16 protein-coding genes are annotated in these 14,314 nt (G+C 45.0%); 6 read left to right on the top strand and 10 right to left on the bottom strand.

The window, feature by feature from the left end; translation table 11 throughout:
- The first annotated feature begins 40 nt into the window (after positions 1 to 40).
- The 3 genes from ACYX4M_RS11335 (at position 41) to ACYX4M_RS11325 (ending at position 2,699) form a co-directional block, all read left to right on the top strand.
- A complete protein-coding gene (locus ACYX4M_RS11335; RefSeq protein ID WP_476080191.1) occupies positions 41 to 343 on the top strand; it encodes a DUF6170 family protein in 303 nt (100 codons plus the stop codon).
- Positions 340 to 1,362 (top strand): UDP-glucose 4-epimerase GalE, encoded by a 1,023-nt coding sequence (galE, locus tag ACYX4M_RS11330; protein ID WP_476080190.1) that lies wholly within the window; start codon positions 340 to 342, stop codon positions 1,360 to 1,362. The genes ACYX4M_RS11335 and galE overlap by 4 nt, the downstream gene beginning before the upstream one ends.
- Before the next feature lie 132 nt (positions 1,363 to 1,494).
- Positions 1,495 to 2,699 (top strand): IS3 family transposase gene (locus tag ACYX4M_RS11325; protein WP_476080189.1). Its coding sequence is split into 2 segments (ribosomal slippage): positions 1,495 to 1,867 and positions 1,867 to 2,699, totalling 1,206 coding nucleotides; the frame shifts between segments, so codons are not numbered across the junction.
- Positions 2,700 to 2,840: 141 nt separating this feature from the next.
- Here the strand turns inward: ACYX4M_RS11325 and ACYX4M_RS11320 are convergent.
- From ACYX4M_RS11320 to ccmA, 10 genes are all read right to left on the bottom strand, one after another.
- Entirely contained in the window at positions 2,841 to 3,785 is a 945-nt protein-coding gene (locus ACYX4M_RS11320; protein ID WP_476080188.1) for an MlaA family lipoprotein, read from the bottom strand.
- Positions 3,786 to 3,787: 2 nt separating this feature from the next.
- Positions 3,788 to 5,077, bottom strand: coding sequence for a c-type cytochrome biogenesis protein CcmI (ccmI, locus tag ACYX4M_RS11315; protein WP_476080187.1), 1,290 nt, complete (start codon positions 5,075 to 5,077; stop codon positions 3,788 to 3,790).
- Positions 5,074 to 5,568 carry a cytochrome c-type biogenesis protein gene (locus ACYX4M_RS11310; RefSeq protein WP_476082871.1) on the bottom strand — a complete coding sequence of 165 codons (495 nt, stop codon included), beginning with the start codon at positions 5,566 to 5,568 and terminating at the stop codon, positions 5,074 to 5,076. The genes ccmI and ACYX4M_RS11310 overlap by 4 nt, the downstream gene beginning before the upstream one ends.
- Before the next feature lie 59 nt (positions 5,569 to 5,627).
- Positions 5,628 to 6,284, bottom strand: coding sequence for a redoxin family protein (locus tag ACYX4M_RS11305; protein WP_334057308.1), 657 nt, complete (start codon positions 6,282 to 6,284; stop codon positions 5,628 to 5,630).
- Positions 6,284 to 8,341 carry a heme lyase CcmF/NrfE family subunit gene (locus tag ACYX4M_RS11300; RefSeq protein ID WP_476080186.1) on the bottom strand — a complete coding sequence of 686 codons (2,058 nt, stop codon included), beginning with the start codon at positions 8,339 to 8,341 and terminating at the stop codon, positions 6,284 to 6,286. Before ACYX4M_RS11300 ends, ACYX4M_RS11305 begins: the two co-directional genes overlap by 1 nt.
- Positions 8,342 to 8,344: 3 nt before the next feature.
- Positions 8,345 to 8,839 (bottom strand): cytochrome c maturation protein CcmE, encoded by a 495-nt coding sequence (ccmE, locus tag ACYX4M_RS11295; protein WP_476080185.1) that lies wholly within the window; start codon positions 8,837 to 8,839, stop codon positions 8,345 to 8,347.
- 73 nt (positions 8,840 to 8,912) lie between these two features.
- The gene (ccmD, locus tag ACYX4M_RS11290; RefSeq protein ID WP_476080184.1) at positions 8,913 to 9,122 is read right to left on the bottom strand and encodes a heme exporter protein CcmD; all 210 of its coding nucleotides are present in this window, start codon (positions 9,120 to 9,122) and stop codon (positions 8,913 to 8,915) included.
- A gap of 1 nt (position 9,123) precedes the next feature.
- Entirely contained in the window at positions 9,124 to 9,912 is a 789-nt protein-coding gene (locus ACYX4M_RS11285; RefSeq protein WP_476080183.1) for a heme ABC transporter permease, read from the bottom strand.
- Positions 9,912 to 10,577 (bottom strand): heme exporter protein CcmB, encoded by a 666-nt coding sequence (gene ccmB, locus ACYX4M_RS11280; protein WP_474853910.1) that lies wholly within the window; start codon positions 10,575 to 10,577, stop codon positions 9,912 to 9,914. The genes ACYX4M_RS11285 and ccmB overlap by 1 nt, the downstream gene beginning before the upstream one ends.
- Positions 10,577 to 11,200, bottom strand: coding sequence for a cytochrome c biogenesis heme-transporting ATPase CcmA (ccmA, locus tag ACYX4M_RS11275; RefSeq protein ID WP_476080182.1), 624 nt, complete (start codon positions 11,198 to 11,200; stop codon positions 10,577 to 10,579). Before ccmA ends, ccmB begins: the two co-directional genes overlap by 1 nt.
- A 260-nt stretch (positions 11,201 to 11,460) precedes the next feature.
- Between ccmA and ACYX4M_RS11270 the strand changes: the two genes are divergently transcribed.
- The 3 genes from ACYX4M_RS11270 to ACYX4M_RS11260 are packed head-to-tail and all read left to right on the top strand — an operon-like array spanning position 11,461 to position 14,301.
- Positions 11,461 to 12,030: a hypothetical protein gene (locus ACYX4M_RS11270; protein ID WP_476080181.1), complete on the top strand. Its 570-nt coding sequence runs from the start codon at positions 11,461 to 11,463 to the stop codon at positions 12,028 to 12,030.
- Entirely contained in the window at positions 11,978 to 13,972 is a 1,995-nt protein-coding gene (locus ACYX4M_RS11265) for a flagellar hook-length control protein FliK (RefSeq protein WP_476080180.1), read from the top strand. The genes ACYX4M_RS11270 and ACYX4M_RS11265 overlap by 53 nt, the downstream gene beginning before the upstream one ends.
- 11 nt (positions 13,973 to 13,983) lie before the next feature.
- Positions 13,984 to 14,301 (top strand): EscU/YscU/HrcU family type III secretion system export apparatus switch protein, encoded by a 318-nt coding sequence (locus tag ACYX4M_RS11260; protein WP_025254245.1) that lies wholly within the window; start codon positions 13,984 to 13,986, stop codon positions 14,299 to 14,301.
- The last annotated feature ends 13 nt before the right edge of the window (positions 14,302 to 14,314 follow it).

The following is a 14,314-nucleotide window of genomic DNA, read 5'->3' as shown; positions in this document are numbered from 1 at the left end:
TTTTATTTAAGGTTTCGAAATAAAGGCTTAGAGCAAACCTATGAAGTTTTATTTTTCTACAAGAGACATTCCTGCCTTAAAAGGTCTTCCATTAACAGAGCGCGTTAAGTTGCTCGACCAGGCATCCAAGCGGCTTAGTGTTCCAGAAAAGACCTTACTGAATGTTCTTAAGTTACTCGTTATCGTGCCCGTATTTGCCCTTATTCTTCAAACCGCATCAAATTGGACCTCGTTACTCTGGGCTTTTGTGGTATTTTTAGTTTATCCATTGGTTATAAAACCTATTCAATATTCCATCTGCGCTAAATACATTGCGCAACCGTCTAGCAAGGAGAATGCATGAAGACCATCTTAGTCACTGGTGGTGCAGGCTATATAGGTAGCCACACAGTTCTACAGTTACTTGAACAAAACTACGGCGTTGTCGTACTCGACAACCTAGCCAATTCAAGTGCTGAGTCGTTGCGTCGCGTGGAAACACTGACGGGCAAGTCAGTGACATTTGTTCAAGGCGATATTCGCGACACTGCTGTGTTAGATGACATCTTCAGCGAGCATAATATTTTTGCTGTTATTCACTTTGCGGGCTTAAAAGCCGTTGGCGAATCTGTACAAAAGCCCCTTTCGTATTACGAAAACAACGTGTACGGCACGCTGACGCTATGTAAAGCCATGCAGAAGCACAATGTAAAGAATATTGTATTTAGCTCCTCTGCTACGGTTTACGGCGACCCAGCATCGCTACCTCTACGCGAAGACATGGCCACAGGCCAACCGACTAATCCTTATGGTATGTCGAAGCTTATGGTTGAACATATGCTTAGCGATCTTTACGTGTCGGACAACGAGTGGAACATCGTATTACTTCGCTACTTCAATCCAGTTGGTGCGCATGAGTCTGGTCAAATTGGTGAAGACCCTAACGGCATCCCAAACAACTTAATGCCTTATATCTCTCAGGTAGCCACCGGTAAGCTAGAGCAACTAAGCGTATTTGGTGACGACTATGATACCGTTGATGGCACTGGCGTTCGCGACTACATCCATGTTGTCGATCTTGCCAACGGTCACTTAAAAGCGCTCGATCGACTCAACCTAAACATGGGCCTAGATAAATACAATCTAGGTACAGGTCAGGGCTATTCAGTAATCGAAATGATTAAAGCCTTCGAAAAAGGTTCGGGTAAAACTGTATCTTATAAGATTGCCCCGCGTAGAAGCGGCGATGTGGCAGCCTGTTATGCGGACCCAACGAAAGCGGCCACAGAACTTAACTGGCATGCTGAAAAAGGCTTAGAAGAGATGTGCGCAGACACGTGGAACTGGCAGTCGCAAAACCCTATGGGCTATCCAAAGGACTAGTTTGTCGTTTGAACGCTGCCAATAGGCTTATTCACATACAAAAAAGCCATGCTGTTGAGCATGGCTTTTTTGTTTGAGCATGACCCATCCTAAATAGCGTTGACACTTTTCAAACTTAATTTGGAGAGTGTAATGAAATCAAATAGCAAAAGAACTCAACGCGATTATTCCCTCGCTTTTAAACTGGCCGTTGTAGACCAAGTTGAAAAAGGCGAATTCACATATAAACAAGCACAAGACCACTACGGAATTCAGGGGTGTTCAACGGTTTTAGTTTGGCTTCGTAAGCATGGTCGTCTAAATTGGACGGATGGTACACCTGAGTTTCTTAAACGAGGTAACTGCGTGGATAAGTCCAAAGTAGAGCTCACTCCAGAACAGCGTATTAAGGCACTGGAGAAAGAACTTGCTGATACGAAAATGAAAGCTGATTTCTTTGAAGCCGTCGTGAATGTTCTTGAAACTGATTATGGAGTAAGCGTTGTAAAAAAGCGCAAAAGAAAGTCATCCAGGAAAAAGTGATAGACGGGGTTTCCGTAGCCAAAGCTTGTTGTTATCTGAATATTTCTCGCCAGGCCTATTACCAACATTGTGCTCGTTCAATCAAGCGCGAAGCGCATGAGGCTAGAGTCATTCAATTCGTACGTCATGAGCGAATGATTCAACCTCGCATCGGCACTAGGAAATTACAGTATCTTCTTGCGCTCGTAAAAATAGATATTGGTAGGGATCATCTCTTTAATTTACTAAGAGAAAGGCGTCTATTAGTGCCTACAAAGCGTGCCTATCACAAAACAACGAACAGTCATCATCGGTTCCGCTGTCATCCCAACCTTATTAAAGCGGGGTTAAAAGCGGATAAACCCAATCAGCTATGGGTAGCGGATATTACGTACTTACCGACGCGAACTGGAGAGAGTTATGTGAGTCTCATTACAGATGCTTATTCGCGGAAGATTGTGGGCTATCAGGTCGACGATAACATGCGAACGCAGTCAGTAAAGCAAGCATTTACTCGAGCGCTTAAACAAAAAAGTACAAACGAAAAACTCGTACATCATTCTGACAGAGGTATACAGTATTGCTCAGAAGAGTATCAAAAACTCCATAGAAAACATGATGTACAGTGCTCAATGACAGATGGCTACGACTGCTATCAAAACGCCCTTGCAGAGCGGATAAACGGTATTCTTAAAAATGAATACTTACTCCATAAGCCAAGAGATTTAGAAGAAGCGAGAAAGATGGTTGCAGAGTCAGTAACAATCTATAATGGTAGGAGGCCACATTTGGCTCTTAAATACAAAACGCCCGATGAAATACATCGGGCGTTTTAACCGAAATAAGTGTCAACCTATTTCAGGACTAGTCAGCATTATAGCTAGGGTAACGTTGAAGTTGAGGTTAAGGTTAGATAAAAATAAATAACCCCTTCCCCCGAATTTTACCCGAATTCGTCCTATTTATTACTCTACTCTCTAATTGCCGTCTTTCGACTTAGCGTCTTTTTCTTTTAGCTTAGCCTTCTCAGTGTCATTCACCGACGTATCTTCTATCTCTGTAGGCTCATCAACAGCTTCCTCTGACGCTTCTTCATAGCTATCAAAGTCGCTGCCTTCCAGCATGGCTTCGAAATCAGCAAAGTCGTCTAGCTGCTCATCATCAATGGCTTTATCGCCGCTTTTACCGTCAGTAACGCGGAATTCTAAATTCTCAAAATACGCGTTTTTAACGAACGCATAATCGTCCACTGACTGCTCTAGCTGCGCCTCTTGGTCAAGTAATTGGGCTCTTGTTTCAAGTACCGAAATACCAATACGCGCTAAGTTTACCGACCCTTCAAGCAAAGACATAGGAAAAGCAAAACCGTCAACATAGTCTCCGGTAAAACTTCGCGGATCGCTTGGGCCTAAAAATGGCAACATTAAGAAAGGGCCTGTATCAACACCCCATACAGCCAGTGTCTCGCCAAACTGCTCACGCTTTCGTTCAATGCCAATTTTAGACGCAACATCAAAGGTGCCGACTAAGCCCACCGTAGTATTGATCAAGAAGCGAGCAAGGCTGTCTAATCCATCATCCACCTTGCCTTGAAACATATTATTTAAAAAGTTTGCTGGCTCTTGTAGGTTATCCGTAATGTTCACTAGGCCAGTACGTGCAGGCTGAGGCATAATAGTAACGTAGGTAACGGTAATAGGGCGCAAAATATATGCATCCAATACATCCCAGTTGAAATCCCAAATCTCACGGTTTACCGGTTCAAGGGGATCCCGTGGGTCCGATGTATCCACTACAGCCTCGTTTGACCCAGCGTTTTGAGAATATGCTTGAGCCTGATCTTGAGTATGGTTACTCGCACAGCCACCTAGAAGACTTGCCGCAACAATCAAGCCGGTTGCGAGTGATTTAGACAGTTCCATACTTATAATTCCTTATCAATAATAACGCTTAGTGAAGATATTTCGTTGGCAGTAACGCTTGCACTCACACTCCCCTGCCATTCACCTTTCGAAACTGCCACATTACCATCTTTAGATAGCCTTGCGGTAACCACCACATTAGAAAGTGTGGCTAGCGTGAATTGTGGCATCATTGCGTTCTCTGTGGTTAGAATAACAGAAACGGGGAAGTCATCTATGGGCAGTTTAACCACAGCAGCAGGCATTTTATTATCAGAGTTCGCATCTTGAGCAAACACAATCAAGAAACCCTCTTTAGGCGCTTTTGTTTTTGCGTCGTCAGACAAACTTACCGTAATCGTGAAGCCGGTCTGTGCTTCGCTGCTAGTATTTTGCGCTGTTGGTGTATCAGTAATTTCAGCACCCGTATTTTGTAGCGCTGCCATTTCACTGGTATTCCCTTGTAGCTCTTTTATACGTGCAACTAAACGCTGGGCCATGTCGCTATCAGCTGGCAACTTACCTTCAACTTGCTTATAAAAACGCTGAGTATTTTCAAGGTCACCAAGTTGAGCCGACACCACTGCCATCATAAGCGCGAGATTATCATTCTCAGGGTTATCATTAAGCAAGCCTAATAAGATAGATTGTGCTCGTTCCAGATTGTTTACATCACCTGTGGTCATCAAAGCTTGAGCTAGCGTAATACGGTTAGCTGAATTAGAAGGTGCCAAACTCACTGCTTTATCGATAGCTTCAATGGCCTGTACTTCTTGGCCAATACTCAGCATTAATCTGCCAAAATACATCCAACCGGTGTCGTCTTCGGGCTCTTCTCTCAGACGCTGGCGTATAGCAAGAGCAAGGCTTGCGATATCTTGCTGGGTCAGGTTGTTCGCATTACCGCTGGCGAGTTGCTGACTCAGCTCGGGTAGCGCTTCAATAGACTGCTGGGCTTTCGCAACACCTTCCATTTGGTTAACTTGCGAATACACAATTGCTCCGCAAACCACGGCAAGTAGACCACCTATTGCCATTGGCAATTTAGCGTTACCGGTTTTGTTTTGGTGAAATGCACTTTCATCCACCAGCGCCAGTTTAAGCTCATCAACCGCCTGGCGCTTGTCGTGCTCACTAATAAGCCCTTCTTGCACCTCGCGGTCAAGTTCAGCTAGACGCTGCTTAACAATTTGCGTATTGCTTAAACTGTCTTGTTTTGCGTGATTTTTGTTACGCAGCCATGGAAAAGCGACAATTAAAAGAACAAGCGTGATTAAGCCTGAAACAATAATATAAAACTCAGACCAACTCATTCTTTCTCTTGCTCCAACATTTTGTCTGCTTTGGCTAACTTAGCGGCCATATCTTCAGGTGGCGTTACCGACTTCCGGCGAATAACAAACAACAAGGCAATGAATATAAACAATACGGGGCCAGCCCAAAGCCACAAGGTCGCAGCCGTAACTGGCGGTTGGTAGTGAACAAAGTCGCCATAGCGCGACTTCATGAACTCAATGACTTCCTGCTCTGTCTTGCCCTGCTTGAGTAAGGTATATACTTTTCGGCGCATGTCGTGGGCAATCATGGCGTCGCTATCGGCAATATTCTGGTTTTGACACATTGGGCAACGCAGTTCAGCGGTAAGTTTTAAAAAGCTCTCACGTTGTGCTGAAGTGTCGAAGGTAAATTTATCTTCTGCTGCGTGTGCCGAGAAAGCGCTAATTATCAACAAAAGAGCAAAAACATTAGACACTAGCGCTTTGAAAACGGAAAAGTTGATAGTTACATTGTGAGCAACACACATATCTGTATCAACCTCATAGGCTCCAGAAGGTATATGGGTAGCATTTCTAGCTAACATCCTCACTCGCCTCCTTGAACACTTTGGGCATCACTCATTACAGCATCAACGTCCACTTTCCTATCTTCACTTACTTTGCCAGACGCCTCTGCAACGAGTTTGTTATATAGCGGCCCAACTTTAGAATTCCACACGCGCTCATTAATATCGCCTATGTGGTGCATGCGAATAATGCCTTCAGCATCAATCACAAAGTGCTCTGGTGCACCAGTAACGCCAAGGTCAAGGGAGGTATCGCGATAAACATCGAAGATGTTGTACGCGTAGGGGTTGCCATAGCGGCTGAGCATGTCGGTAACTTCTTGCTGCACGCGACTGAGTGTCTTTGTGCCAAAGTCTGGGTCTAAATCCTGGTCGAAATACAATCCCACAATGTGAACATTTTGCTCATTCTTAAGCCGAGTAAGATACGGCATTTCGACAGCGCAAGTCACACACCATACCCCCCATACATTCAAGATAGTCACCTTTCCTTTTAAATCTTCTGGGGTATAGGTTACATCTGGCTGCATAAGATCTGGCAGTGAGAATGCAGGTAATGTTTTATCTTGAACTTGTGAGTCTAGCTCTCTAGGGTCAGAAAAAAGCCCTTTGAATAAGAAAATAACCAGCAAAGAAAACAGCACCAATGGAATGGCAACAAGTGGAGCTTTTTTCATTATGCGCCTCCTTTCACTGACGTATTTGATGAAGTGGCTACTTGACCATGAGATTGCTCTGCGTCGTTCTCACTTTTCCCACCAAATACACGTTTGATCTTCTTAACCTTAGCCATGCGGTAACGTTTGTCGCTAATAGAAAAGATACCGCCTATAGCCATAACGACTGCACCCGCCCATAGCCAGATAACAAACGGTTTAATGTAAATACGAATCGCCCAAGCACCGTTGTCTAGCGGTTCACCCATAGCAATAAATAAGTCTCGTGCTAGGTTTGAATGGATAGCCGCTTCTGTCATTGGCATACGCTGAACAATATACAAACGTTTCTCAGGCTCTAAATGCGCTATTTGTTCGCCGTTTTTATAAACGTCGAATACGCCTTTGTCCGCCTCAAAGTTCGGGCCTTGTACTTTACGTACGTCTTTGAAGTTAAAATCATAACCACCTAGAGAAACGGTATCGCCAATGTCCATGCGAACATCCCGCTCCATTTCGTAGTTTGAAACAAGGGTAATACCAATAATGCAGATAGCAAAGCCAACGTGGCCCAACACCATGCCCCAGTGGCTTGGTGTAAGTTTGCGAAGTTTAGATAGTACCGATGCATTATCAGAGCTACTTGAAGGCATAGCAGATAAACGCTGCATGACTTCTTGCACTGTGGTGACGAGGATCCAAAACACCAACACCATTCCCAGTACACCCATGTAAGTTGGTTCGTCGTAGGCAAAGTTCACTAGTACACCTGCGCTTAGTGCAATTCCACCTGCAATCAACAGTTGTTTTTGCAGTTCGCTGGCTTTTTGCTGCTTCCAACGCGTTAGCGGACCAAGCCCTAGCATCAATACAAAGGGCACAATCAACAAGGTGAACATTTGGTTAAAGAACGGAGCGCCTACGGAAATACTGCCCAAGCCTAACTCTTTGTGAACAAGAGGCAGTAGCGTACCGAGAAGAACAACTAATGTTGCTGCACACAGAAAGACATTGTTGCCCATTAACAACACTTCACGGGAAAACGCTTGATAGCGGCCTGGGCTTTTAAGTGAAGCTGCACGCATAGCGTAAAGCAGCAAGCCAAAGCCACTAAGCACAATCAATATGCCTAAAATGAACAAGCCTCGGGTAGGGTCGCTTGCAAACGAGTGCACCGAAACGATGACCCCGGAACGTACTAAAAAGGTACCTAATAAACTCAAACTAAATGCGGCAATTGCAAGTAGCACTGTCCATGATTTAAACGCCTTTCGCTTTTCGGTTACGGCAAGCGAATGCATAAGCGCAGTACCTACCAACCAAGGCATAAATGAGGCATTCTCTACTGGGTCCCAGAACCACCAGCCGCCCCAACCTAGTTCGTAATACGCCCACCAGCTACCTAGTGCAATGCCCACTGTGAGAAACGCCCAGGCAGAGATAACCCAAGGCCTTGACCAGCGCGCCCAGGTTGAATCTAACTGACCAGAAATAAGCGCCGAGATAGCAAACGCGAAAGCGACAGAAAAACCAACATAGCCCATGTAAAGCATAGGCGGGTGAATGATCATGCCAAAATCTTGCAGCAGTGGGTTGAGATCCCGCCCGTCTACCGGGAAAAACGGCAGCATGCTGTTAAACGGGTTTGAGGTAAGCAGCATGAATAAGTAAAAACCAATACCTACCATGCCTAATACTGATAATACTCTAGCGACCATAGCAAGTGGAATACCCTTGCTGAATATCGCCACAGCCACGGTCCAGATTGAAAGCATCAGTACCCACAGAAGGAAAGAGCCTTCATGACCACCCCATACAGCGGTAATCTTATAATAGATAGGAAGCCGACTATTTGAGTGCTGCGCAACGTAAGCCACGCTGAAATCATCGGTAACAAACGCGTAGGTCAAGCACACATAGGCAATAAGCGTAAACGTAAATAGGCCAATGGCTAACGGCTTGGCAGTAGCCATTAACGTTTCATGCTGACGATGCGCTCCCCACAGGGGGTAAACCGCCAATAAAATAGACAATACCAACGCTAAAGTTAGCGCTATATTTCCAATCTCAGGCACCATAAATTATTTGCCTCCAGTGCCGGTAGTCGACTCGTAGGAAGGCATATTGTCAGGTTTAACGTGTTTAATGCCTTTCATTTTTTCTGCTAGCTCAGGTGGCATGTATTCTTCATCGTGTTTAGCGAGTACTTCCTGCGCTTTGATATTCTTCTCTCCGGTAAGTATCCCCGTTGCCACAATGCCCTGCCCTTCGCGGAACAAATCAGGCAAGATGCCAGTATAAGTTACGGTAACCGTTGGGCCGGTATCGATTAAGTCGAAGCTCACAGCCAAACTTTCTTGGTCACGTTTCACACTGCCAGGCACCACCATACCGCCTATACGAAGACGCTGGCCAACCTGTGGTTTTTGTCCATTTTTGCCGTCAATTATTTCGCTGGGCGTATAGAAAAGGTCAATACTGTCATTTAGAGCGTAAAGCATCAATCCAATTGCACTTACTACTAAAAAACCGATAATTCCTACTACGGCCAATCGCTGCTTTCGTCTCGGGTTCATGCAACTCTCACTTCGAAAAAACTAATAAACGATAAAAACGCAAATAAATGCTAAGTTCACTTTTACACCAACACTAGGTGTTGTCTCGCTGTTGCTCTCGCGCTTTCTTAATGCGCGCTTTGCGCTCTTTTTCCACCACCACCTGCTTTAAAAGGCCGCGATGTTTAATAAAGCTTTGCACGGCGATAATAGCCATTGCCATAAAAGTAACGCCAAACGACAGCCATACATAAAATGCATAGCCGCCCATATTTAAAAAATCGGCAAAGGAGTCAAACTGCATGTTAATTGCCCTCTTTTCCAAACGAACTTGCCGTCTCGCTTTGCTGCTTTGACATTGCTTTCATTGCCAACGCTTGTACCCAAGGCCTGTGCATTTCTCGTAATACAATTTCGTTGCGTAGACGCACTGTGGTTACAGCACCAATAAAGAAAGCAAAACCCAGTAAGTTAATTAACAGCGGCCACAACATTTCTGGCGCAATCGAAGGGTTGTCGAACTTACTGATAGTTGCCCCTTGATGTAACGTGTTCCACCACTCTACTGAGTAGTGAATAATGGGGATATTTACAACACCAACAAGAGCCATTACGCCTGCGGCTTTACCAGCCTGCTGTTTGTCTTCAAATGCTCCGTAAAGGGCTATAACTCCCATGTACAAGAAAAGCAGAATAAGCTCTGACGTCAGTCGCGCATCCCACACCCACCAAGCGCCCCACATAGGTTTACCCCAAGCCGCCCCTGTGAACAAAGCGATAAAGGTCATTACTGCGCCGATAGGCGCCATGGCAATCATGCTCATATAAGCAGTACGCCACTGCCAAACCATACCCACTAGGGCTGCAATTGCCATAGCAACATAAGTTCCCATAGACAAGATGGCGCTCGGCACGTGAATGTAAATAATACGAAACGAATCACCTTGCTGATAATCTTGGGGCGCAAAGGCAAGCCCCCATACACTGCCTACGCTCAAACACACTAAAGCACCAACCCAAAACCAAGGCTGTAAAGTTAAACAAAGCTGGTAAGCACGCTCTGTTTTTGCGTAGGGGTGTAACCACTTCCACATTAGTTTTGACTCACTTTTAAAGAATACGCGATGGCAAACGGTGCCAATGCCGCAGCCAATAAAAGCATGGCGGCAATAATAGCAAGTTGCGCATGATAAGGTAATTGCAGTGCGGCAGAATCCACAGCCGACGTGGCAAATATCAGTAAAGGAATAAAGACAGGGATAAGTAACAGTGCTAAAAGTACCCCTCCCTTTTGCAATCCGACGGTAAGTCCTACCGCAATAGCACCAATTAGAGAAAGTAGCGGCGTACCCAGCAGCAACGTTAAAACAAGCGCGATATACATATCTACTGTCAAATTCAAAAACATCGCTAATAAAGGGGAAAGCAAAAATAAGGGCACGAAGCTAACCAACCAATGTACGGTCACTTTCACCGCGCTTACCGCTGGCAACGCCATACCAGAAAGCATGTATTGCTCTAACGAACCATCTTGAAAGTCATCGCGAAACAGCCTTTCCATCGCCATGAGAGAGGACAGTATGGCGGCAATCCAAATTACCCCTGGTCCAATGCGCTGAAGGGTATCAGGAGACGGACTAACGCCTAACGGAAACAAAGTCACTACCATGGTTAAAAACATCAGTGGTTGCACCAATTCCGCTTTTTGCTTGAACGCAATCTGCATGTCGCGCTTAAAAATACCTTGATAAAGTGACATTAGAAGCGGTACTCCAAGTCGAATACACGGTGTTCCCCAGCGGTTTCTGAAAGGGGTTGATGCGAAGTAGTAATGATGAGACCGCCGCGACCTACGTGCTCTTTCATGCTAGTTTCAAGCATGTGCACTCCTTTTACATCAAGTGCTGTAAAGGGTTCATCTAATATCCACACCTTTGCTGGCTTAAGCCATAGTCTCGATAGCGCTACACGACGTTGCTGACCTGCCGACAAATACCTAACAGGCACGTCTTCAAGACCAACTAACCCCACTTTTTCTAATACGTTATATAGTGTATTAACTGGCACCGATACCTTGTGCTGAGCTAACCAGAACGACAGGTTATTTAATGCCGAAAGGCTTCCATTAGTGCCGCTTTTGTGACCTAGATAAAGGAGCTCATGGTAATAGCCTGACTTGTCCTTAGATACGTCTGTTCCTTGATAAAAAACGGTACCTAAGTCAGGTGAGCTCAGTCCTGTGAGAATGCGAAGCAAACTGGTTTTCCCCGCGCCATTAGGTCCACGCAAATACAGCAATTCACCAGCACTAACGGCAAGTGAAAGACCTTCAAAAAGGGTTCTGTCTCGTTTGCTGCATGTTAACCCGCGCGCCTCTAACACTGCCTAGCTACTCCAACGTTCAGAAGAGGTTATAAAAAAATGGCGCTAGTCTACCACACGAACGCTTTTTCGCAGTCGTGAATTCCAATTAAATATGATTTACTTCAACGACAAAGGCATTTTCATTTAAGTTCTCTTGCCTTTAATGGGAAGCTTTTCTCTTTTCTATTGGTGGCCATGCGTAAACTGGAAACAGCCCTTAATAGCTTTGCTATACTTTAATTAGTAAGGAAAAGCGCCACCGTGCCGATATTACAATCATGACAACACCATTATCATCACTATTGGCAGCCGCTTCGAATCCATCTTCTGGCTCGGCTTCAGCATCCTTATCACAAGCAGGAAGTGTAAACGCTGCGGCTCAAGGGCAAAAAGGAAGTATGTCTCCCGCTATTACTAATGCCACACTGTCTCAGGCTGCCGCGTTAGATAATGCGGCAAAAGTAATAGTTGAACGCTTGCCCGAACGGGTATTAGCGATAAGCGCCCCGGTAAATAATATTCTATCAAGTAGTACTGTTTCAGCTTCACAGACACTAAATATTGTTTTACCCGCCGAGACAGATGCAAAACTGCCAAAACAAGTAATTAACAATGCTCAGCTTGCACTTTTGCCTCAAAGTACTCTACCTGACCAATCTGGTGCTCAGCGTGCGGTATTGCTTTTTACAACTTCCTCGCAACAGAACGCCGTATTAACGCCTCCTGATAAAGCAGATTTATTCAAAGCCGTGGCAAAGGCGCTCGCTGCAAATAATGCTGCCGTGATCCTCAAAGGTGAACTCACTATTTCAACAAAAAGCGAGAAGCTTCGGGCAGCTTCAAATTAATACCTCCAAAAGCGACGTTCTGGCGCTTAACGACATAAGCACTGCAAGGCTTGATAGTGCAGCTAAAACCGCACTTCAAAAGCTGCTTGGACAGCAAGTTGTCTTAAGACTAAGTAGAGAAAGTAATGGCCATATCACACTTCAGGTTTCTCAGGAGATCTCAAAAGCAGGCAATGCTCCAAGACTTAACGCCGGTAATTTAGCTACCATCACACACAAAAATATAAGTGCTAATTTACAACAGCAGGTTATTGCAAGTTCGATTAGACAAGGTGGCGTCGCCATTGAGCACAATTCCAACAACCCGCCAAGTCTTAATGCTGTTATAAATAGTTCAGGCACCAAACCCGATGCATTAAAAGCTGTATCTGCGCTAACCTTGATTGATAGCAAACTTTCCATACGTACAGTGCAACAAAGTCCGTTATTACAAATAAGTTTGCCTCAGAGTAGCTCACCTTCCTTAGCCATTCCCTCTTTAAACGCAGAGCAGGTAAACAAACTCGATCTGTCACAACTTCCCAAAGTAAACGCAAAAGGGGTCGAGACTGTCTCAGATAGAGGTGCTGGAAGTATCACATCTACTGTCGCACACATTGATAAAGAAGCCCCCACATCACTTAAAGGCTCGGATGTGCACAGGGCGATCACCGCCCTTTCTCGAGTCTTACTAAGTCAGACGGGCAATACAAACCAAGCGTTAAGCCAACTCGTCACTATTGTTGAAAATGGAAAGTTATCGCAAGATCGCGGTGCGACAAAAATAACCGAAGTACAGCATATTGATAAAATATTGCAGCAGCTAAAAGGCCTTGATGCCCTTAACGCCAAACCTTCGCAAGCTAGAATGTTTAATGGGGACTTTATCGGGCCTCCTAAGCCTACTATTGAACAATTGATGGCGGCGGCAAATGCGTTAAAGCAACCCAAGAGCAATGGGTCTGAAGAAACGGTGGGAATACAAGGAAAAGATAGTGGAAGTAAGCCAACCTTTGCATCACAGGTATCACTTGCCTCACTCGCTCAGTCCCTAAGCACACAAGCAAAAGGGTTATCAAATAGTTTACTGAGTAGTATTGCTCAACAGTTGACAGCTATACAAAGCAAGGGCGCAGAAGTCCCCCCTATTGTTTCAGATACCGATAAGCCTCTTGGCGACGTTAATAACGAACCTAAAAAACTCGCACTAGACATGAACGACCAAGGTTTATCCCAACGCTTGCAGCAGCTTATCTCAACACAAGCATTGGTGACGACTCCAATTAATTTAACATCGCCTGTAAGTTCATCAAGTTTCGTACAAGGCATGGTTGCGTTAGTTCAGCTAGCGCTAGCAGGCCGTGCCATGCAAAGACAGCCTAGCTTAAAAACCCAAATAGATGCACCCGACTCTATCGTTTCTAAGACGCTATCGAATATGGGAGTAACCACCCAACCAAGTCGTGTTAGCCAAGACATGAACCAGTTAGACGGGCGACAGCAGTTGCTTTCTCAACTTAAAACCTTACTAAGCAGTCATCAGCAAAGTAAAGTAGCGAGTGTCGATTCCCGTATTCAAGGACAAGATAGTTTCTATTATGTGTTACCGTCGCTTTCACAACATCACAGTCCGCCTGAGCTCTTGATAAAGCGAGACCAAAGTGGGCAACACAATAAGCAAACACAAGCGGGTCAGCGCTCGCTTTGGAATATCACGATGAAATTAGACATTGGCGATAGCGGGCAAGTATTGGCGAAGTCAAAGATCGATAAAGACACGATTAACTTAGACTTATATGCATCGAACGATGAAATCCTTAGGCGTATTGGTGATACGCTACCCTACCTGCATAAACGCCTTTCCTCTCTCGGACTTGTGGTTGAAAACACAAGTTACCAACGAGGCCATATTCCTGAGACGTTAAACACACGCCCCCATCAGATATTTGAAACTAGGGTATAGGTAGAAGGAGTATGACTGATTCTCAAAAGACAAAACGCGCTATTGGTCTAAAATATGATGGCGGCGACAAGAAAAATGCACCTAAGGTAGTATCTAAGGGGTATGGAGACTTAGCTGAAGCAATAATTGCCATGGCTGAAGAAACTGGGATACTTATTCATGAAGACCCGTATCTAAGTGAAGTCCTCACTACATTAGATGTAGGGCAAGACATACCCGAGTCACTTTATTACGTCATCGCCGAACTTCTTGCTTACTCATATGTTTTGCAGGGGAAAATCCCCCCTGGGTGGGAAGGAATTATCAAACGGGTGGACTTTGAAGTGTGAGGGTAAAAAAAGA

This window comes from Alteromonas sp. ABV4_150, from assembly GCF_056311745.1.
This window is presented reverse-complemented; position numbering and strand designations above follow the sequence as displayed.

Coding starts and splice junctions, on each gene's coding strand:
- ACYX4M_RS11335 (WP_476080191.1), top strand. CDS start 41: ATGAAGTTTTATTTTTCTACAAGAGACATTCCTGCCTTAAAAGGTCTT.
- galE (WP_476080190.1), top strand. CDS start 340: ATGAAGACCATCTTAGTCACTGGTGGTGCAGGCTATATAGGTAGCCAC.
- ACYX4M_RS11320 (WP_476080188.1), bottom strand. CDS start 3,785: ATGGAACTGTCTAAATCACTCGCAACCGGCTTGATTGTTGCGGCAAGT.
- ccmI (WP_476080187.1), bottom strand. CDS start 5,077: ATGAGTTGGTCTGAGTTTTATATTATTGTTTCAGGCTTAATCACGCTT.
- ACYX4M_RS11310 (WP_476082871.1), bottom strand. CDS start 5,568: ATGTGTGTTGCTCACAATGTAACTATCAACTTTTCCGTTTTCAAAGCG.
- ACYX4M_RS11305 (WP_334057308.1), bottom strand. CDS start 6,284: ATGAAAAAAGCTCCACTTGTTGCCATTCCATTGGTGCTGTTTTCTTTG.
- ACYX4M_RS11300 (WP_476080186.1), bottom strand. CDS start 8,341: ATGGTGCCTGAGATTGGAAATATAGCGCTAACTTTAGCGTTGGTATTG.
- ccmE (WP_476080185.1), bottom strand. CDS start 8,839: ATGAACCCGAGACGAAAGCAGCGATTGGCCGTAGTAGGAATTATCGGT.
- ccmD (WP_476080184.1), bottom strand. CDS start 9,122: ATGCAGTTTGACTCCTTTGCCGATTTTTTAAATATGGGCGGCTATGCA.
- ACYX4M_RS11285 (WP_476080183.1), bottom strand. CDS start 9,912: ATGTGGAAGTGGTTACACCCCTACGCAAAAACAGAGCGTGCTTACCAG.
- ccmB (WP_474853910.1), bottom strand. CDS start 10,577: ATGTCACTTTATCAAGGTATTTTTAAGCGCGACATGCAGATTGCGTTC.
- ACYX4M_RS11270 (WP_476080181.1), top strand. CDS start 11,461: ATGACAACACCATTATCATCACTATTGGCAGCCGCTTCGAATCCATCT.
- ACYX4M_RS11260 (WP_025254245.1), top strand. CDS start 13,984: ATGACTGATTCTCAAAAGACAAAACGCGCTATTGGTCTAAAATATGAT.